Raw genomic sequence first — 19,887 nt, forward strand, 5'->3', positions numbered from 1 at the left:
CTTTCTTTCCTTCAGGCTGCGCCCGGCAGGCAGGCCGGGCCAATCGGTTCGAATGTCTTGTAGGTCAGGATGAATTCGCGGTGCCCAAGCTCTTCTGACCTTGTCTGACGACCAGAGGCAACATCGATTACGAGGTCGCGGATCTCGCGCCCGACCTCGGGGATCGTGCGCCGTCCCTCGATGATGTCGCCGGCATTGACGTCCATATCCTCGGACAGGTTGCGATAGGTGTCGGGGTTCGCGCAGATCTTGATGACCGGCGAGATTGCCGAGCCGACGACCGAACCCCGCCCCGTCACGAACAGCGTCATATGCGCGCCCGAGGCGATCATCTCGACGATCTCGGCATTGTCGCTGATGTTCGGAAAGCCGAAGCGCACGTCGCCATCGGGTACCACGTCCATCAGGTAAAGCCCGCCCGCCGGGGGCACGTCGCCCGGCTTGATCAGCCCCGAGATCGGGCTGTCGCCGGATTTGACATAGGCGCCAAGGCTTTTCTCCTCGATGGTGGACAGTCCGCCCGCCGCATTGCCCGCCGCAAAGCTGCCATAGCCCAGCGTCGCGTAATAGCGTTCGGCCTTTTGCACGCTGTCGCGCAGGATCTGCCCCAGTTCGGGGGTCACGGCGCGTTCGGCCATGACTTCCTCGCAGCCGATCAACTCGCCCGTTTCCTCGAAGATGCAGGCCGCGCCCTCGGCCACCAGCAGATCGAAGGCCTTGCCGGCGGCAGGGTTCCCGGAGATGCCCGAGGTGCCATCCGATCCGCCGCAAACGGTCCCGATCACCAGTTCGTCGACGCCCATGGGAACGCGCGGAACCTCTGCGATCTGGGCCAGCGCCTCATGAACCCAACCGACACCGGCGTCGATGGTTGACCGCGTGCCGCCCGCGCGCTGGATCACCAAAGTCCTGACCGGGCGACCCGAGGCATCGACCGCATTGGCTGCGCGCACCTTGTCGAAGCTTTCGCAGCCAAGGCTGACAAACAGGACGGCCCCCACATTCGGGTGGGTGCAAAGCCGTTCCATCATCCGCGCGGCGTATTCGTTCGGATAGCAGCCCGGAAAGCCGATCAGCTGCACCTGGCCTTCATGCGGGGTGTTCCGAAAACGCTGGACGATCTCCGAAGCGACGAAATGCGCGCATTCGACCAGATAGGCCACGACGACCGTATTGCGGATCCCCTTGCGGCCATCCTTGCGCAGCCAGCCCTGAAGCGCGGTCATAGCGAAACCCCCGCCGAAACGCCGTCGGCGTCCTGCAGCATATGCGTCGGCGTATAAGCCGACCGGATGTTGTGGACATGGACATGCTCGCCCGCAGAGATCGCTGCGGTCGCGATGCCGATGGGCATGCCGTATTTCAGGATCACCTCGCCTTCGGCGATAGCGCGGCGGGCGATCTTGTGGGCCATCGGGATCGCGCGGGCCAGCACTGCCGTGCCGTCTTCAAGACGAACCTCCAGGCCCTCGGGAGAATTCGCGCGGGCCACAAGGACGTTGTCCTTGTCCGACAGCAGCAGGAACGGTCCGAAATCTGTCTGGGTCACGGGCGGCACTCGACCATATAGATGTGGTCGGCGACCAGTACCGTCTCTCCGGTCTGCTTGGTGACGGTCAACCTTTCGGTGACGCGGCCATAGCCGGGGCGTTTCTCCATCAGCTCCTTGCCGATGATCTCGACGCGGCTTTTGATCGTGTCACCGATGAAGACCGGCTTCACGAAGCGCATCCGGTCATAGCCATAACTGAAGGCGACGGGGTTGATGATCGTCGCCGTCAGCCCGACACCGATGGTGAAGACCATCGTGCCATGCGCGATCCTTTGACCGAAAGGCAGGGTCTTGCAGAATTCCGCATCCAGATGATGGGGAAAGAAGTCGCCGGAATGCCCGGCATGGACGACGAAATCGGTCTCGGTAATGGTGCGGCCCACGGTGTCGCGGCCTTGGCCGATCTCGTAATCTTCGTAATATGTGACCTGTTCAAGCATCGGGAGACGTCCTGATCGGATGCGCCGGGGCGCTGCTGCTTTCATATGCGGCTTCGACAAGGGCCATGGTGTGCCAGGCATCCTCGGCCGAGCCCTGCAATTCGGAATCTTCACCCACGGCGAAGCGCATCACCTGTGTGATGCGACCCACGAAGGCCTCGATGAACCAGTTTCCGGCCAGCGGAACCTGCTGCCATTCCCCGTCCGTATTCAGCCACAGCTCGTCCGGTTCGCCGCGGGGATAGTCCAGGTTGACACCCAGCTTCATATAGGCTGCGCCCTTGGTCCCCGAGATGCGAAACTCGCAGGCCTGGAACTTGCGGCCAAAGGCGTGATTGTGGTTGATCGACAGGCTGGCCCGGACATGGCTGCCATAATCAAGGATCATCGCGCTGCGCGTGTTCGAAATGGCCGAGGACGGATGCCCCATCGTTCGGGCATGAACCCCTGCGGGATTACCCAGCAGATCGCGCACGAAATCCAGATAGTGGATCGAATGCAGCAGGATCTCGACCCGCGGCAGGCCGTTCAGAAAGGCCCAGAGGTGCCAGGGCGTGTCCAGCGCCAGCCATGCGTCGAAATCGACGACCTCGCCCAGAAGGCCGCGCGCGATCGCGTCCTTCACCGCAAGCGACATCGGCGCGAAGCGAAGCTGGAAATTCACCGCAGCCCGGATCTTGCGGGCGCGCAGGATGCGGATGATCTCGTCAGCCGCGGCAAGATCGCTGCCCAAGGGCTTCTGGATCAGGGCGACCGCACCTTCGGGCAGGGTCTGCAGGATGCCCGCAATCGCGGCGGGCGGCACGGCCAGGTCATAGACCGCCCCGGTGCCAAGCGCCGTCGCCTCGGCCATCGAGGCATAGGCGCTGGCGCCCGCCGGTGCCACCCGCGCAGCTTTTTCGCGGTCGGGATCATAGATTCCCGCAACCCGAAAACCCGCCTTGGCATAGGCCGGCAGATGCGCGTCCGTGACGATCGACCCCGCGCCGAAAATGACGATGGGCAGGCTTCGCGACGGGGGCGCAATGGTCTGGGTCAGGTCAGTCATGGTGGAAGATTTCCGTCATCTCTGCCCACCACTCGCCGTCCTTGCGGGTGTCGAGCGGTTGTTGCAGCGGCTTGTTCAGCGCCCACCATTCCTGCGTCACCGGATCGGCCGCCATCCTTGCCATGTCGCCTGCGAAATCCGCTCCGTGATACTCGAAGAACGAAAACAGCAGGTTCTCGGGCTCTTTCAGGAAGATCGAGTAGTTGCGGATATTGCAGTCGCTGATCTTGGCCAGAACCCCCGGCCAGACCGCGGCATGCAGGCGCAGATAGTCGGCCTTGCCCTGTTCGGACAGCCCGATGACCGATCCATGCCGGGTCATTTCGCGGCCTCGGTCACGATGAAATGCGAACCTTCGGCCGTACGTTCGGTCAGCGCCTGATGATCCCAGTCGATGCCAAGGCCCGGCTCTTCGGGGGCCAGCGCGAAGCCGCCATCGCGCCGCATCGGGGCGGCGATATCGTCCAACTGGGGGATGTATTCCAGCCAAGGTGCATTCGGGACCGCGCAGACCAGGCTGACATGCAGCTCCATCAGGAAATGCGGGCAGATCATCAGGTTATGCGCCTCGGCCAGATGCGCCACCTTGAGCCAGGGGGTGATGCCGCCGATCCGGGCAACATCGGCCTGAACGATGCCGCAAGCCTCGGCCGCGATATAATCGCCGAACTGGCCGGGGGAATACATCGACTCGCCCACCGCGATCGGGACGCGGCTTTGCCTGTTCAATCGGGCATGGCCCGCGATGTCGTCGGCGGCAATTGGTTCCTCGAACCAGGCGATGTTCAGGCTTTCCAACAGGGACAGGCGGCGGCTGGCCTCGGGCTGGGTCATCGACTGGTTGGCGTCGGTCATGATTTCGTAATCGTCGCCAAGCGCGGCGCGCACCGCCGAAAGCCGGGCCGCATCACCCGCGACGGTTGGCTTGCCTATCTTGATCTTCGATCCCTTGAAACCGGCCTCGCGCATGGCGAGCGCATCCTCGACCAAGGCCGAGGGTTCAAGATGCAACCAGCCGCCCTCGGTCGAATACATCGGCACGCGGTTCTTGGCCCCGCCCGCCAGCAGGTGCAAAGGCAGGCCCGCCCGCTTGCCGCGCAGATCCCAAAGTGCGGTGTCGATGGCCGCCAGCGCCAGCGACATGATCGGCCCGACCGCCGTCGCATGCGAACAGAACAGCAGGTCGCGCCAGATCCGCTCGATCATCTCGGCCTCACGCCCCATCAACTCGGGCAGAAGCGTGCGCTGCAACAGCGACAGCACCGCCGGGCCACCATCGCCGATGGTATAGGAATAGCCGGTGCCGGTCGCACCCTCCGCGTCGGTCAGGGTGACGAAGATCGTCTCCTGCGACTTGAAGGACTGGATCGCGTCGGTGCGCTTGACCTTGGGCACCAGGTCAACAAGGAAGGCCTCGGCCCTGACGATGCGCGGCATGGATTATCCTTTCAGGCTGACGCCGGTTTCGGCGTCGAAAAGGTGGCACTTGTCGAGCGAGATGCCAAAGCGCAGCACCTCTCCCGGCGCGACAAGGCGGGGATTCAGCATCTTGGCCTGGACCTCGGTGCCGGCGAGCGTCGCGAACAGCAGCGTCTCGGTGCCCAGCGGCTCGGTCAGCGTCACCTGCATCTCGACCTGCGCCATATGCGCGGTCGGGGGCAGCGAATGACCCTCGGGCATGATGTTGTCGGCGCGGATGCCAAGCTGGACCTTGCGCCCGTCGGTCACGCGCAGGCCAGGCGGCAGCGGGATCGCGGTGCCGTCGGCCAGAACAACCTGCCCAGCCTTCACGACACCCGACAGCAGGTTCATGGGCGGCGAGCCGATGAAGGTCGCCACAAATGTGTTCACCGGATTTTCAAAGACTTCCAGCGGCGTGCCGACCTGGACAATATGCCCGTCCTGCATGATGACGATGCGGTCGGCCAGCGTCATCGCCTCGACCTGGTCATGGGTGACATAGATCACGGTCGAGCCGACCTTCTGGTGCAGCTTCTTGATCTCGACCCGCATCTGGCTGCGCAGCTTCGCGTCCAGGTTCGACAGCGGTTCGTCGAACAGGAACACGTCCGGATGGCGCACGATTGCGCGGCCCATGGCGACCCGCTGGCGCTGGCCGCCCGACAGAGCGCCCGGCTTGCGGTCCAGAAGCGGCGTCAAAGCCAGCACCTCGGCGGCCTGAGCCACGGCCGCATCGACCTCGACCTGCGGGCGTTTCGCGATCTTAAGCGAGAAGCCCAGGTTTTCCCGCACCGTCATGTGCGGGTAAAGCGCGTAGTTCTGGAACACCATCGCCAGGTTGCGTTCGCGCGGCGGCAGGTCGTTGACGACCCGTTCGCCGATCAGGATCTCGCCACCCGAGATTTCCTCAAGCCCGGCGACCATGCGCAGCGTGGTGGACTTGCCGCAGCCCGAAGGGCCGACCAGAACGACGAACTCGCCCTCGGCAATGCTGAGGTTGATGGAATGGACGACATCCAGCGCGCCATAGCGTTTGACGACGTTGCGAAGATGGACCTGAGCCATGGTTATCCTTTCACGCCGCCAAAGGTCAGGCCGGCGATGAGGTGCTTCTGCACGAGGAAGGTCAGCACCAGCGCGGGGATGATCATCAGCACCGCCAGCGCGCACATGCCGCCCCAGTTGAGGGTGAATTGCGAGGTGAAATCCAGAAGGCCCACGGGCATCGTCTTCGACGTGGTCGAGCGTGTCAGCTGGCTGGCCAGCGCGTATTCGTTCCAGCTGGTCAGGAAGGCGAAGATCCCGGCCGAGGCGATGCCGGCGCGCGCCACCGGGAACTCGACCCGCCAGAACGCCTGCCAGCGGGTGCAGCCGTCGATTTCCGCGGCCTCGGCCAGTTCCTTCGGCACCTGCCGGAAGAAGCCGTCGATCAGCCAGATTGTGAAGGGCACGTTCATCGAGACATAGACGAGGATCAGCCCGAAATGCGTGTCGATGATGCCGGTGCGGCCAAAGATGATGAACAAGGGCAGCGACAGCGCAACGCCGGGCACGGCGCGGCTGGCCATCAGCGCGACGAACATCGCGGCCTTGCCCTTGAACTTGTAGCGGGCAAAGGCATAGCCCCCCGCCATCCCGACCAGAAGCGCGATCAGTGTCGAGGTGACCGAGATGATCAGCGAGTTCCTGAAATAGGTCAGGACTGGAATTCCCCCCTCGCCCGCGCCACCGAACATGGCGCGGTAATGGTCAAGGCTGAGGCTTTGGGGAATCCAGACCGGCGGCTTTGCCATGATCTCGACCGTGGGGCGAAAGCTATTCAGGACGACCCACAGGCCGGGAATGCATATGATGCTCATCGCCAGGAACAGGCCGATGAAATGGCCGGTCTTCAGCAGGCGCTTGCGCAGGCGGTGTTGGGCAGCGGATGCCATGGATCAATCCCCCATCCCAAGCTCGCGCCGCGCGGATTGCAGCTTCAGGAAAAAATACACGGTGAAGGCGATCGACAGCAGGATCGCGATATACCCCATGGCATTGGCGTAACCCATGCGGGCATCGACATAGCCGGTGCGTCCGATGAGGGTCCACAGCAACTCGGTACGTCGTGCCGGCCCGCCATTCGTCATCACCTGCACGATGTCATAGGCCCGCGCCACGTCCAGCGACCGGATCGCCATGGCGATATAGATGAAGGGCATCAGGAACGGCAGCGTCACATAGCGAAAGCTTTGCCAAGGCGTGCAGCCATCGACCTTGGCGGCCTCAAGCGGGTCCTGCGGCAGCGCGAACAGCCCGGCCAGGATCAGGATCGCGAAGACCGAGGTCGAGGTCCATACCTCTGCCACGATGATCGCAAACAGTGCCAGGTTCCCGTCGACCAGCCACGGGATCGCCACGTCGGTCAGGCCCAGCGACTGCAGGGCGTTATTCACCAGCCCGACATTGTCGTTGAAGATGAACTTGAACTGGAAGCCGACAAGGATCGGCGAAAACATCATCGGGAACATCATGGCGGTGCGGAGCAGCCGCTGGCCGCGCGTCACCCGCGCCACCATCAGCGCCAGGCCAAGGCCAAGCAGCATCTCGGCATTCAGTGCGATGGTCAGCAGCGCCACGGTGCGGCCAAACGCGCGCCAGAAATTCGGGTCGGTCGCAGCCTTGCTGTAATTGTAAGTCCCGATCCATTTCCACAGCGTCTCGGGCCGGGTCAGGTGATAGGGCGTGAAGCTGGAATAAAGCGAAAGCAGCAATGGGATCATCACCACCCCAAGGATGATGATGAATGCAGGCAGCAATAGAACCAGCCATGGCGGCAACTTTGCGCGGGTCATGGGCTATCCGGATATTGGCACCCATGCAGGGCGCGGGTGTCTCGAAGAAAGGCCGGACGGCACGCCGTCCGTCCGGCCAGCCGGTTCAGATGACGCCGTTTTCGCGCATCAGGTCCTCGACCGCGCCGGATGCGTCTTCAAGCGCCTGATCGACGGTCTTGTCACCAAGGATTGCGGCCTGCAATTCGGGGAAGATCAGGTTCCCGGCCTCGATCCAGTAAGGGGTCGGCGGTACCGGGAAAGCGGTCTTGGCTGTTTCCTGGAAGGCGGCCAGTACTTCGGACTTGTACGGATCATCCTTGGCGGCCGCGGTGATGGCATCCCAGACCGCCGTGCGCGTCGGCAACGAGCCAGCTGCCGATTCCAGCTTCTGGCTTTCCTCGTTGGTCAGGAAGTCGACAAGTGAGGCTGCGGCCTCCTTGTTCGCGCAGTTCTCGGTGACCGAGAAGCCGTGAAAGCCCGACCAGCCGGTGCGCACGCCGGCCGAGCCCTTGGGCGCGGGGGCCACACCGACATTGCCCGCGACCTTGGAATTGGCCGGATCATTGAAGAAGCCCGACCAGCCTGGCCAGTCCAGATTCAGCGCCACCGTGCCCGAGGCAAAGCCATTGCCAAGATCGTCCCACAGATAGTTGGTTGTGCCGGGCGGCACCGCACCCGCCTTGTAAAGATCGACGAACCACTGCAATGCCTGCTTCCCGGCATCCGAATTGAAGGCAGGCGTCCAGTCGTCATTGAACATCTTGCCGCCATTGGCGACGACCAGTTCATAGAAGCGGCCATTGATCGCCTCGTCCTTGCCGGCATATTGCGTGCCGTAGAAATTCGGCGGCGCAGCAAAGAAGATCGCCTGATCGCGGAACTGGTCCCAGGTTTCCGGAGGGGCCAGATCATAGCCGAACTTGGCCTTGAAGGCCTCGGCCTTGGCCGGATCGGTGTAAAGCTGCTTCTGGTAATACAGCGCCGAGACGTCGAACTGGGCGCGCGGCAGCATCACCAGCTTGCCCTCGATGGTCGCGGCCGAAATGTTCGCCGGAACGAACCCGGCCACCGTCTCGGGGGGCAACAGCGGCGCGAGGTCGGTGAACAGGTTTGGATATTGCGGGGCGAACGACGAATGGTTCGATCCGACGCACCAGTTGGTCGTGCCTGCGGCGATATCGGCCTTGTATTCCTTGTCCAGTTCGAAATGGTTCTTCTGGCTGATGATCTTGACCTTGGCCCCGGTCGCAGCCTCCCAGTCGGCGATACGGGCATAAAGTGCCTCGTATTGCTGGCCGCCGATCAGCTTGGCCTCGATCGTGACGCCGTCGAATTCGTTCTGGGCCAGGGCGGTCGTGGCAAGACCAAGGCCCGCGGAAAGCGCCAGCACCGAGCCGGCAACCCATGATTTCATAATCTCTCCCCCCCGTTTGAAGTCGGCGATGTCCGCCTGACGAGGCGGATTTCATATCTCGAACTTCATTTCATGGTTAAACGTGACAGCTGTTCAAGAGTCAAGTAAGACCGGACTGTCAGTGCGCTTGGCAGGAGGCCACCATGATCTTCGACACCCACCTTCATCTCGTGGATCGCGGCAGGCTGTCCTATCCTTGGCTCGCCGAGGCACCGGCGCTGAACCGGGACTGGACCTATGCGGAATATGAGGCGACCGCCCGCCGCATCGGCATCACCGATGTCCTGCACATGGAGGTTGATGTCGCCCAGACCGATATCGACGCCGAAACCGCCTTCATCGCAGAACTCATTGCGCGGCCCGGCAGCCTGCTGCGCGGTGCGATCAGCGCCGCGCGCCCCGAAAGCGCGGATTTCGCGGCATGGTTGGAACGCATCGACCCTGCCGTGGTCAAGGGTGTCCGCCGCGTGCTGCATGTCGTCCCCGACGACATCTCGCAAACGTCGGTGTTTCGCGAGAATATCCGGCGTCTCGGACAGGCCGGCCTGCCTTTCGACATGTGCCTGCTGGCGCGGCAGCTGCCCCTTGGCGCGGCCCTTGCGGATACCGCCCCGGACACAGCGTTGGTGCTTGATCATTGCGGCGTGCCCGACATCGCGGGTGGCGCCTTCACGGAGTGGGCGGCAGCAATCTCGGATCTGGCGCGGCGGCCGAATGTCAGTCTGAAGCTGTCAGGCATCACGGCCTATACCGGCGGCAACTGGACGTTGAAGACCCTTCGCCCCTGGGTCGATCATGTGCTGGACAGCTTCGGCCCGGATCGCATGGTCTGGGGGTCCGACAGCCCGGTCTGCACGCTTCATTCGAACCTTGCCGAATGGGTCTGCGCCAGCCACGATCTGCTCAGCGGCTGCACCCCGGACGAGCGCGCCGCGATTTTTCACAGGAACGCGCGGCGGATCTGGAGGATCGCAGGCTAGGACTATGGCTGGCCGCCTGCTCCGCGCAGGCGGCCAGCCGGTTCAGCGCGGAAGCCCCCCGGCCATGCCGACGACATGGACCGGCAACCCATGCTGGGCAAACCTGCCCGTCACCTTGTCCAGTGCCGCGGCGGCGGTAATGTCCCACAGGGTTGCTCGCGTCAGGTCGATCGTCACCGGCTCTTCATGGTCGCGCGGATCGAAAGCGTCGATGAAGGCGTCGGACGAGGCGAAGAAGACCTGCCCCTCGACGACATAGGTGTCGCCCTGCCGGGTCACACGCTGCATCCCCGCCACCTTGGCCGCGAAGAAGATCCCGCTCAGCAGCACGCCGACCAGCACGCCCAGCGACAGGTTATGGCTGATCACGGTCACGGCGACGGTGGCCAGCATCACCACGTTCGACAGGCCCGGATTGCCCCGCAGCCGTCGAAGCGACGCCCAGTCAAGCGTGTCGATCGACACCATGATCATGATCGCGACCAGCGCGCCCACCGGCACCTGCGAGACGACATCCTTCATCGCCACCATCAGCAGCAACAGGATACCCCCCGCCGCCAGCGTCGAAAGCCGTCCCCGTCCGCCATATTTCACGTTCGAGACGGTCTGCCCGATCATGCCGCAGCCCGCGATGCCGCCGAACAGGCTTGCGGCGATATTGGCAAGACCCAGTCCGCGCGCCTCGGCATCCTTGCCCGACGGGGTGGCGGTCTGGTCGTCGACGACACTGGCCGTCATCAGCGATTCCAGAAGTCCGACCATGGCGATGGCCAGCGCGGGCAGGAAAATTACCCGAAGCAACCCAAGGTCGAACGGCACCTCGGGCAATGCAAGGATCGGCAGGCCTTGGGGCAATTTGCCAAGGTCCGCGACCCGTGCCACGTCGATATCCAGCGCGACGCACAGTGCGGTCAGCACCACCACGCAGATCAGCGGCGCGGGAATGCGGGTCGTCAGGCGAGGCGCAAGATAGATGATCGCAAGCCCTGCCGCGATGACACCGTAACCCATCGCCCCCGCGTTCAGGATATGCGGCAATTGCGCCGAGAAGATCAGGATCGCCAAGGCGTTGACAAACCCGGTCCGAACCGAGCTTGAGACATAGCGCATCAGCGAACTCAGGCGCAAAAGACCGAAGACCAGCTGCATCGCCCCGGCAAGCAGCCCTGCGGCGAACAGGTATTCCACCCCATGTTCCCGGACCAGCGGGGCGGCAACCAGCGCCACCGAACCCGCCGCGGCCGAGATCATGGCGGGCCGTCCGCCAAAGACCGCAATCACGATGCTGATGACGAAAGACGCGAAAAGCCCGACCTGGGGATCGACCCCGGCGGTAAAGGAGAAGGCGATGACCTCGGGGATGAGCGCGAAGGTTGCGACTGCACCGGCGAGGACTTCCCGGACAGGTTTTTCCTGCCACTGGCGCAGATAGTGCCGTGAACTGTTCATGATGAAAGGCGCGTTTATGAGACGTTATCCGGCGGATCGGCGGCCGGAAGAGCCACCCGGATTTGCACCGGGTCCGAACGATTGCCCGCGTGATAAGGCGAGTTGGTCCGAATGCCAAGGGCACCGGCCTCGCACGGTGTCCAGAGGGCGCGCGGCTTTCTGGAGACTTTATAGCTGGGCCGGCTGCAGCAGATACGCCTTCGCCCTCTCTGTTCCACACTGTCGCGCGGCTTCTCGCACATTCGATTTCATAATATGGAATTCCATCTGATTGAATCCACAAAAAATGTCGAACAAGTCGATTTTCCATCTTGGCATCCGGTAAGTTCTGCCTCCAAGATCGGCCCGATTGCGCAGCCACACGTCCATATCATGGAACTAAGGCAAGGCTGGGTAGAGCCGCGCGACGAGGGAGGAAGAAATGCAAGTCACCGAGCTTCAGCCAGACTCCGAGCTGGCTCTGGGCGGTATCGAGTCCTTGGCCCAACCCAAGCGGGCCGAGCGCTGGATGCGCCCTATCGAAATTCTCGCGGCCGGGCTTCTGCTGGTCATGATCGTCACGGTGCTGGCGAACGTCTTTTTCCGCTATGTGCTGGCCACGCCACTGATCTGGGGGGACGAGGTCGCCTCGATCAGTTTCATCTGGATGGCGATGCTGGGTGCCGCGCTGGCCGTCGACCGTCACGAGCATATGAGGCTGACGGTCTTCCTGCCCCTTTTGCCGGAACGGATCGCCCGCATTGCCGAGACGGCCGGGCAGGTGCTGGTCTGCCTGCTGCTGCTGCGCTTGCTGCCGGTGGCCGTCGAATATGCCTATGAGGAAAGCTTCGTCACCTCGCCCGCGCTTGGGCTGCCAATGTCCTGGCGCGCCGCCGCTCTGCCAACAGGCATAGCGTTGATGGCAGTGCTGACGCTGATCGCGGTGCTTCGCACCCGCGACTGGGGCACGATCCTGGGCACGATCCTGATCACCGCGCTTGTGACAGCGCTTTTCTTCCAGATCCGCCCGGCCCTTCTGGGAATCGGGAACTGGAACCTTCCGATCTTTCTGGGCCTGTTCGTCGTCATCCTGCTGGGGATCGGGGTGCCGATCGCCTTCTGCTTCGCGCTTGGCACGCTGTCCTATCTGACCTTCGCCACCAGCGCCCCCGTCTTCGTGATGGTGGGCCGGATTGACGAGGGCATGTCCTCGCTGATCCTGCTGTCGGTGCCGGTCTTCGTGCTGCTGGGCTGCATCCTTGACGCCACCGGGATGGGCAAAGCCATCGTGAACTTCCTTGCTTCGCTCTTCGGGCATGTGAAGGCGGGGATGAGCTATGTGCTGCTTGGCTCGATGTTCCTCGTTTCGGGCATCTCGGGTTCCAAGGTCTCGGACATGGCCACCGTTGCACCCGCGCTGTTCCCGGAAATGCGCCGCCGCGGCCATTCTGCGCCCGAAATGACCGCCCTGCTGGCAACCGGCGCGGCAATGGCCGATACCGTGCCGCCCTCGATCGTGCTGATCGTGCTGGGTTCGGTCGCGGGCGTGTCGATCGCCGGGTTGTTCACCTCCGGCTTTGCCATCGCGATGGTGCTGCTGGTCGTCCTGGCGCTGCTGGCCCGCTGGAAGGCGCGCAAGGAGGACATGAGCGGCGTGCGTCGCGCCACCCTGCCGATGATCCTGAAAGCGGCAGTGATCGCGGCGCCTGCACTGGTCCTGCCCTTCATGATCCGCAGCCTGGTCGGTGGCGGCGTCGCCACCGCGACCGAGGTGTCGACCATCGCGGTGCTTTACGCCTATATCATCGGCGCGATCCTGTATGGCGGCATCCCGCTGAAGGCCACGGGCAAGATGCTGGTCGAGACGGCGGCAATGTCGGGCGCGATCCTGCTGATCCTGGGCGCGGCCTCGTCCATGGCCTGGGGGCTGACGCAATCGGGCTTTGCCCGCGACCTGATGAACCTTGTCACCGGCCTGCCGGGCGGGTGGATCGTGTTCATGCTGGCGTCGATGGTGATCTTTCTGGTGCTGGGCTGCGTGCTTGAAGGGCTGCCCGCAATCGTCCTGCTGGCGCCGATCATGTTCCCGATCGCCCGCGGGCTGGGCATCCACGACATCCATTACGCGATGGTGATCGTCACCGCGATGAACATCGGGCTGATGGCCCCGCCAATCGGCATCGGCTTCTATATCGCCTGCAAGATCGCGAACGTCCCGGCCGAACAGGTGATGATCAAGATCTGGCCCTATCTTGCCGCGCTTCTGATCGGACTTCTGGCCATCGCGGCAGTGCCGTGGTTCTCGACCGCGCTTCTTTGAAAACCGACAACAAAACGAAACGACTGGAACCCTTTGGGAGGAGGAACCCATGATCATTACTCGTCGCTCTGTCCTGCTTGGCGCAACTGCGGGCGTGCTTGCCACCCCCTTCATCCGTCCGGGCGCTGCCCGCGCGGCCGAATTCAGCTACAAGATCGCGAACAACCAGCCGCTTGAGCACCCCAGCAACATCCGCCTGCAGGAAGCGGTGAAGCGCATCGCCGAAGAGACCTCGGGAAGCGTCGACATCCAGATCTTCCCGTCGAACCAGCTTGGCGCGGATACCGACGTGCTGGGCCAGCTGCGCTCGGGCGGGGTCGAGTTCTTCCAGCTTTCGCCGATCATCCTGTCGACGCTGGTGCCGAACGCCTCGATCAACGGCATCGGTTTTGCCTTCCCCGATTACGATGCGGTCTGGAAGGCGATGGACGGCGACCTTGGCGCCTATGCCCGCGGCCAGATCGAACAGGCCGGGCTGGTCGTCATGGAAAAGATCTGGGACAACGGCTACCGCCAGACCACGTCCTCGAAGCAGCCGATCGTGACGCCCAAGGATTTCGAGGGCTTCAAGATCCGCGTTCCGGTCAGCCCGCTCTGGACCTCGATGTTCTCGGGCTTCGGCGCGGCCCCCGCCTCGATCAACTTCGCCGAGGTCTATACCGCACTTCAGACCGGCATCGTCGACGGGCAGGAAAATCCGCTGGCTATCATGAAGGTCGCCAAGATGTGGGAGGTCCAGAAATACCTGTCGATGACCAACCACATGTGGGACGGCTTCTGGCTGCTGGGCAACCGCCGCGCCTGGGCCGCCCTGCCCGAGGACGCCCAGCAGATCGTTGCCAAGAACTTCAACGCCTCGGCCGTCGAGCAGCGCAAGGACGTCATGGAGTTGAATGCTTCGCTGAAGGGCGATCTTGAGAAGGAAGGCTTCGTCTTCAACGACGTCGATCCGAAACCCTTCGAGGACAAGCTGCGCGAAGCGGGCTTCTATGCCGAGTGGAAGAAGACCTATGGCGACGAGGCGTGGGAAATCCTTGAGACCGCAATCGGGCGCAAGCTCGTCTGATCCCGCGCAATGAACCCCGGCCCTCATATCGCGCTGTCACCGACTGCCCTTGCCGGGGGATCGGGTTCGCAGGCGGTCATGCGCGCGCTCTCGCTGCTGTCGTTGGTCGGCAGGGGCGGCAGCGAGGGGCTGGGGCTCGCGTGGCTGGCGGATCAGGCCGGGGTGACCCGGCCGACCGCCCGGCGACTGCTGCTGGCGCTGGCCGCGGCACGGCTTGTCGATCAGGACCCGCTGTCGCGCCGCTATCACCTGGGCCCCGAAACCTATCTTCTGGGCAGCTTCGCAGCCGAGCGCCACGGCATCCTGCACCATGCCCGGCCCTCGATGCTGCGGCTTGCCGAAGAGACGGGGGACACCGTTCTTTTGACGGTGCCGCAGGACGACCACACCTTGTGCCTTGAGCGGATCGAGGGCAGCTTTCCTGTCCGCACCTATGCCCTGATGCGGGGTGACCGCAAACCGGCGGGGGTGGGCGCGGGCGCGCTGGCAATCCTTGCAGCCCTGCCCCCAATTGAGGCCGAGGCACTGCGGCGGCGAGTGGACCATCTGGTCGGAGACCTTGCCCCCGCCCTTGCCGCCGACGAGGTTCAGGCGCGCGCGCAGGGCTTTGCCTTCAATCAGGGCCGGATCGTGCCGGGGTCGTGGGGCCTTGGTGTCGCCTTTCGCTGGCCCGATGGCCGTCCCGCCGGTGCGCTGTCCATTGCCGCGATTGAAAACCGGATGCAGGCCGACCGTCGCCCGCACCTGATCGCGTCCCTGCGCACCGAGGTGCAGCAGATCGAAACACGACTGGCCGCGCTTGGCCGCAAACCGGAATCCGATCCGAAAAGGAGTTCAGCATGACCGACCCCCTGATCGTAGGCTGGGCGCATGGCAAATTCGGCAAGTCCGAAGCCCCCGATACAATGGCCCTGATGCAGGAGGTCGCGCTTCCCGCGTTGGACCACGCCGGGATCGGTGCAGGCGATGTCGACGGCATATTCACCGGCGTCTACAACAACGGCTTCACGCGGCAGGATTTCCAGGGCGCGCTGGTGGCGATGGGCACGCCCGAACTGGCCGGCATTCCGTTCATGCGGGCCGAGAACGCCTGCGCCACCGGCTCGGCCGCGCTTTATGCGGCTGCGGATTTCATCGCATCGGGCCGGGGCAAGGTCGCGCTGGTGATCGGGGCCGAGAAGATGACCGCGACGCCCGGCGACCAGATCGGCGACATTCTTCTGTCGGCCAGCTATGTCGAGGAAGAGGGCGACACGCCCGGCGGCTTCGCAGGTGTCTTCGGCCGCATCACCGAGACCTATTTCCAGCGCCATGGTGATCGCTCGGAAGAACTGGCAATGATCGCGGCCAAAAACCACGAGAACGGGATGCGCAATCCCTATGCCCATATGCGCAAGCCCTTCGACCTTGCGTTCTGCAATACGCCCTCGGACAAGAACCCTTTGGTCGCGGGGCCATTGCGGCGCACCGACTGCTCGCTGGTGTCGGACGGGGCCGCTGCAATCGTCCTTGCCGCGCCCGAGGTGGCCGAAGGCTTGCAGCGCGCGATCAGCTTTCGGGCGCGGGCGCAGGCAGGAGATTACCTTGCGCTGTCGCGGCGCGACCCCATCGCCTTCGACGGACCACACCGGGCCTGGCGGCAAGCGTTGGAACAGTCGGGACTGGGGATCATGGACCTTGACCTGGTCGAGACTCATGACTGCTTCACCACCGCTGAGATGATCGAATACGAGGCGATGGGACTTGCCCCCCGCGGACAGGGCTGGCGCGTCATCCGCGACGGCGTGACCCGCTTTGGCGGCGCCCTGCCGGTGAACCCCTCGGGCGGGCTGAAATCGCGGGGCCATCCCATCGGCGCGACCGGGGTTTCCCAGCATGTCATGGTCGCCATGCAGCTGATGGGAGAGGCGGGCGAGATGCAGCTTGCCGGCGCCGAACTTGGCGGCGTGTTCAACATGGGCGGTGCCGCCGTCGCCAGCTATTGCTCGATCCTGGAGCGCCGCAAATGACCGATCCCAAGGGCGGAGTCGCGCCCGTCTCGACCCGCGTGATGAACCTTGCCACCTTCCTGACCCAGATCGCCCGGCGAGAGCCGGACGCGATTGCCCTTGTCATGGGCGACATCCGCTGGACCTGGGCCGAGTTCGAGGCGCGGACGGATGCGCTGGCCCACGCCCTGCAGACCCGTTTCGGCCTGAACAAGGGCGACCGGGTCATGTGCCAGTCGCAGAACTGCCTTGAGATGATGCAGGCGATGTTCGCGGTCTGGCGCGCCGGCGGCGTCTGGGTGCCCGCCAACTTCCGCCAGACCCCCGAGGAGGTCGTCTATCTGACCCAATCCTCGGGCGCGCGGCTGATGATCTGCAATGCAGCTTTTCCCGAACATGCGCGCGCCTGCAAGGCTGGGTGCCCCGAACTCACGACGATCCTGTCCTTTGGAGAGTCGGATTTCGCGCCCTCGGTCCAGCAGATTACGGCCGAGTCCCTGGGACAGCGCCCGGCGGTGGCCCCGGTACTGCGCGACGATCCGTGCTGGTTCTTCTTCACCTCGGGCACCACTGGCCGCCCCAAGGCCTCGGTCCTGACGCATGGACAGATGGCCTTTGTCGTGACCAACCACCTTGCCGACCTGATGCCGGGGCTGACCTCGGATGACGCGTCGTTGGTCGTCGCGCCGCTCTCCCATGGCGCGGGCGTCCACCAGTTGACCCAGATCGCGCGCGGCGTGAAAACGGTGCTGCTGCCGACCGAGCGTTTCGACGTGGCGCAGGTCTGGGATCTGGTCCGGGAATGGCGCGTCTCGACCATGTTCACGGTGCCGACGATCCTGAAACTGCTGGTCGAACACCCATCGACCGTGGCGGCCGATCTGTCGTCGTTGCGCTATATCATCTATGCGGGCGCGCCGATGTATCGCGTTGACCAGCAAAAGGCACTGCGCACCCTGGGCAAGGTGATCGTCCAGTATTTTGGGCTTGGCGAATGTACGGGCAACATCACCGTCCTGCCCGCCCATCTGCACGAGGCAGAGGATGGCCCGACCACCCGCATCGGCACCTGCGGCCATGCCCGCACCGGGATCGAGATTCAGATTCAGGACGACAGGGGCGTCGAACTGCCCCCCGGCCAAACGGGCGAGATCTGCTGCATCGGCCCGGCAGTCTTTGCAGGCTATTACCAGAACCCCGAGGCCAACGCGAAATCCTTTCGCGACGGCTGGTTCCGCACCGGGGATCTGGGCCATGTGGACGAACAGGGCTATCTGTTCATCACGGGTCGGGAATCCGACATGTATATCTCGGGCGGTTCCAACGTCTATCCGCGCGAGATCGAGGAAAAGCTGCTGACCCATCCCGCCATCGGCGAAGTCGCCGTTCTGGGTGTTCCCGACCCCCTGTGGGGTGAAATCGGCTGGGCCATTTGCGTCGCCTCGGGCGCGGTCGGCGAAGACGAGGTGCTGGCGTTTCTGGACGGCAAGTTGTCGCGCTACAAGATGCCAAAGAGGGTGCTGTTCTGGGACGCCCTACCGAAATCGGCCTATGGCAAGATCACCAAGAAGATGATCCGCGAAGAACTCGAGGCCCGTGGCCTGATCGGTGAAAAGGCCAACGCGTGACCGCTCGCATGAACCATCCCGGCCCCCGCGCAGCCCAGCGGGCACAGGTGTGCGCCGCGCAACTGAAACCCGTATGCGGCACCCTGCCCGCCGGACAGACCGTCATGCAGGCGGTCGCTGCGCTTTTCGCATCCCACGACTGCAAGGGCGGCACGCTTTGCCTTGACGGTGTCACGTGCGAGCCGATGCGCTTCGTTCTGCCGGCCTTGTCCAAGGACGGCCAACACGCCGCCTGGTATTCCGACACCCACGCCCCGGAAGGGGCCTGGACCATCCGCAACTCGACCGCTTCGGTCGGCATCCGGGACGGCGCGACCTTCCTGCATTGCCACGGCATCTGGTCCTCGGACAGCCAGACATGGATGGGCCATCTGCTGCCCATGGAGGCAATCATCGCGGCGGATGTCGAGGTGACAGGGCTTGGCTCTGCCGGAACCTGGTTCGAGGCGCTGCCCGACCACGAAACCGCCTTTACCCTGTTCACCCCGCAGGGTGGCGAGACCGGCGCGGGCCTTTTCGTCCGCATCCTGCCCGGAGAGGACGTGGTGACCGCGATCGAACAGATCGCCGCGAGCCACGGTATCTGCGACGCCCGGCTGCATGCCGTCGGCAGCATCGACCATGTCCGCTTTGCCGAAGGCCACAGCATGGACTGCCTTGCGACCGAATTGCGCTTTGACGACGCCCGGCTGGTCGATGGCCGCGCCCGCATCCGCATCGATGTCGTCGATATCGACGGCAGCATCGCGACTGGCACGCTGACGCGGGGAGACAACCCCGTTGGCGTGACGCTTGAACTGATCATTGAACCTGAGGAAACGACCCCATGAACAAAGTCGCCATCGTCACCGGCGGATGCCGCGGCATCGGCCTTGCCGCCACCGAGATCTTCCTTGAACAGGGATGGCGCGTCGCGATGGTCGATCGCGATGTCGAGGAACTGCGCGCCATCGCCTCGAAAATGGAAAACGTGCTGGCGGTCGAAGCCGACATCTCGGATCCGGAACAGGTCGAGCGCATGGTCGCGGAAACCGTTGCCGCCTTCGGCCGTATCGATGCGCTGGTCAACAACGCCGGCGTCGCGCTGTTCTCGCGCGTGGGCAAGACCAGCTTTCAGGCGTGGCGCGAAGTCATGGCCACCAACCTTGATGGTGTCTTCCTGTGCACGCAAGCCTGCACCGAGGAACTGGCCAAGACCAAGGGCGCGGTCGTGAACATCGCCTCGATCTCGGGTCTGCGGGCATCGACGCTGCGGGTGGCCTATGGCACATCGAAAGCTGCGGTGATCCACCTGACGAAGCAATTCGCGGCGGAACTGGGCGAACAGGGCATCCGCGTCAACTGCGTGGCCCCCGGCCCTGTCCGCACCAAGCTGGCGATGGCCGTCCACGCGCCCGAGATCATCTCGGCCTATTACGACGCGATCCCGCTGAACCGCTATGGCGAGGCGCGCGAGATCGCCGAGGCTGTGGTGTTCCTGTGCTCGGACAAGGCGAGTTTCGTTTCCGGACAGACATTGGCCGCGGATGGCGGCTTTGACGCATCGGGCGTCGGCCTGCCCGCCCTGCGCCGCGGCGATGACCTGAACTAAGGGCAAGCCGCAGCCATTGCGACATGAGGAAGCGGCCCCGCCCCCGGCGCGGGCCGCATTTCTTGCGGGTGGACTTGCCGCTGCGTCACGGTCCCTTGGCTTGGCCGATTTCCGCGCTTTCTGCCAGGCACAGATGTAATTTTTATTTCATAATT

19 protein-coding genes and 1 other annotated feature are annotated in these 19,887 nt (G+C 63.9%); of the genes, 8 read left to right on the forward strand and 11 right to left on the reverse strand.

The genetic code is table 11. From position 1 onward, the window contains the following. Positions 1-11: 11 nt before the first annotated feature. The 10 genes from RM190_RS03925 to RM190_RS03970 form a co-directional block, all read right to left on the reverse strand. Positions 12-1,226: a UxaA family hydrolase gene (locus RM190_RS03925; RefSeq protein ID WP_311758099.1), complete on the reverse strand. Its 1,215-nt coding sequence runs from the start codon at positions 1,224-1,226 to the stop codon at positions 12-14. Beyond that, positions 1,223-1,549, reverse strand: a complete 327-nt coding sequence (locus RM190_RS03930) for a UxaA family hydrolase (RefSeq protein ID WP_311758100.1) — start codon at positions 1,547-1,549, stop codon at positions 1,223-1,225. The genes RM190_RS03925 and RM190_RS03930 overlap by 4 nt, the downstream gene beginning before the upstream one ends. After that, positions 1,546-1,992 (reverse strand): MaoC family dehydratase, encoded by a 447-nt coding sequence (locus RM190_RS03935; protein ID WP_311758101.1) that lies wholly within the window; start codon positions 1,990-1,992, stop codon positions 1,546-1,548. Before RM190_RS03935 ends, RM190_RS03930 begins: the two co-directional genes overlap by 4 nt. Further along, entirely contained in the window at positions 1,985-3,040 is a 1,056-nt protein-coding gene (locus RM190_RS03940; RefSeq protein ID WP_311758102.1) for a Gfo/Idh/MocA family protein, read from the reverse strand. The genes RM190_RS03935 and RM190_RS03940 overlap by 8 nt, the downstream gene beginning before the upstream one ends. Continuing rightward, complete coding sequence (locus RM190_RS03945) at positions 3,033-3,362, reverse strand: L-rhamnose mutarotase (protein ID WP_311758103.1); 330 nt, start codon at positions 3,360-3,362, stop codon at positions 3,033-3,035. Before RM190_RS03945 ends, RM190_RS03940 begins: the two co-directional genes overlap by 8 nt. Continuing rightward, positions 3,359-4,477, reverse strand: a complete 1,119-nt coding sequence (locus tag RM190_RS03950; protein WP_311758104.1) for a mandelate racemase/muconate lactonizing enzyme family protein — start codon at positions 4,475-4,477, stop codon at positions 3,359-3,361. The genes RM190_RS03945 and RM190_RS03950 overlap by 4 nt, the downstream gene beginning before the upstream one ends. 3 nt (positions 4,478-4,480) lie before the next feature. Then, on the reverse strand, positions 4,481-5,566 hold the full coding sequence (locus RM190_RS03955) for an ABC transporter ATP-binding protein (protein WP_311758105.1): 1,086 nt from the start codon (positions 5,564-5,566) through the stop codon (positions 4,481-4,483). Positions 5,567-5,568: 2 nt separating this feature from the next. Then, positions 5,569-6,435, reverse strand: coding sequence for a carbohydrate ABC transporter permease (locus tag RM190_RS03960; protein ID WP_311758106.1), 867 nt, complete (start codon positions 6,433-6,435; stop codon positions 5,569-5,571). A gap of 3 nt (positions 6,436-6,438) precedes the next feature. Next, positions 6,439-7,335, reverse strand: a complete 897-nt coding sequence (locus RM190_RS03965; protein ID WP_311758107.1) for a carbohydrate ABC transporter permease — start codon at positions 7,333-7,335, stop codon at positions 6,439-6,441. Positions 7,336-7,420: 85 nt separating this feature from the next. Then, entirely contained in the window at positions 7,421-8,731 is a 1,311-nt protein-coding gene (locus RM190_RS03970) for an ABC transporter substrate-binding protein (protein ID WP_311758108.1), read from the reverse strand. Positions 8,732-8,874: 143 nt separating this feature from the next. On the opposite strand from RM190_RS03970, the gene RM190_RS03975 reads away from it, so the two are divergent. Beyond that, entirely contained in the window at positions 8,875-9,711 is an 837-nt protein-coding gene (locus RM190_RS03975) for an amidohydrolase family protein (RefSeq protein ID WP_311758109.1), read from the forward strand. Positions 9,712-9,753: 42 nt separating this feature from the next. Here RM190_RS03975 and RM190_RS03980 read toward each other — a convergent pair whose 3' ends face one another. Continuing rightward, positions 9,754-11,160 carry a SulP family inorganic anion transporter gene (locus tag RM190_RS03980; protein ID WP_311758110.1) on the reverse strand — a complete coding sequence of 469 codons (1,407 nt, stop codon included), beginning with the start codon at positions 11,158-11,160 and terminating at the stop codon, positions 9,754-9,756. 22 nt (positions 11,161-11,182) lie between these two features. Beyond that, positions 11,183-11,238: a sequence feature (sul1 is cis-regulatory element that is thought to sense ions involved in sulfur or methionine metabolism; They are found in Alphaproteobacteria), on the reverse strand. A gap of 343 nt (positions 11,239-11,581) precedes the next feature. On the opposite strand from RM190_RS03980, the gene RM190_RS03985 reads away from it, so the two are divergent. The 7 genes from RM190_RS03985 (at position 11,582) to RM190_RS04015 (ending at position 19,732) form a co-directional block, all read left to right on the forward strand. After that, positions 11,582-13,459, forward strand: a complete 1,878-nt coding sequence (locus RM190_RS03985; protein WP_311758111.1) for a TRAP transporter large permease subunit — start codon at positions 11,582-11,584, stop codon at positions 13,457-13,459. 49 nt (positions 13,460-13,508) lie between these two features. Further along, positions 13,509-14,525, forward strand: a complete 1,017-nt coding sequence (locus RM190_RS03990) for a TRAP transporter substrate-binding protein (protein ID WP_311758112.1) — start codon at positions 13,509-13,511, stop codon at positions 14,523-14,525. Between the two features lie 78 nt (positions 14,526-14,603). Then, positions 14,604-15,368, forward strand: coding sequence for an IclR family transcriptional regulator (locus RM190_RS03995; RefSeq protein ID WP_311758113.1), 765 nt, complete (start codon positions 14,604-14,606; stop codon positions 15,366-15,368). Next, positions 15,365-16,534 (forward strand): acetyl-CoA acetyltransferase, encoded by a 1,170-nt coding sequence (locus tag RM190_RS04000; RefSeq protein ID WP_311758114.1) that lies wholly within the window; start codon positions 15,365-15,367, stop codon positions 16,532-16,534. Before RM190_RS03995 ends, RM190_RS04000 begins: the two co-directional genes overlap by 4 nt. Further along, a complete protein-coding gene (locus tag RM190_RS04005) occupies positions 16,531-18,141 on the forward strand; it encodes an acyl-CoA synthetase (RefSeq protein ID WP_311758115.1) in 1,611 nt (536 codons plus the stop codon). The genes RM190_RS04000 and RM190_RS04005 overlap by 4 nt, the downstream gene beginning before the upstream one ends. Further along, positions 18,138-18,971, forward strand: a complete 834-nt coding sequence (locus RM190_RS04010) for a PCC domain-containing protein (RefSeq protein ID WP_311758116.1) — start codon at positions 18,138-18,140, stop codon at positions 18,969-18,971. The genes RM190_RS04005 and RM190_RS04010 overlap by 4 nt, the downstream gene beginning before the upstream one ends. Continuing rightward, positions 18,968-19,732, forward strand: coding sequence for an SDR family NAD(P)-dependent oxidoreductase (locus tag RM190_RS04015; RefSeq protein WP_311758117.1), 765 nt, complete (start codon positions 18,968-18,970; stop codon positions 19,730-19,732). The genes RM190_RS04010 and RM190_RS04015 overlap by 4 nt, the downstream gene beginning before the upstream one ends. The last annotated feature ends 155 nt before the right edge of the window (positions 19,733-19,887 follow it).

It is taken from the genome of Paracoccus broussonetiae (assembly GCF_031854425.1).
Classification (GTDB): domain Bacteria; phylum Pseudomonadota; class Alphaproteobacteria; order Rhodobacterales; family Rhodobacteraceae; genus Paracoccus; species Paracoccus broussonetiae.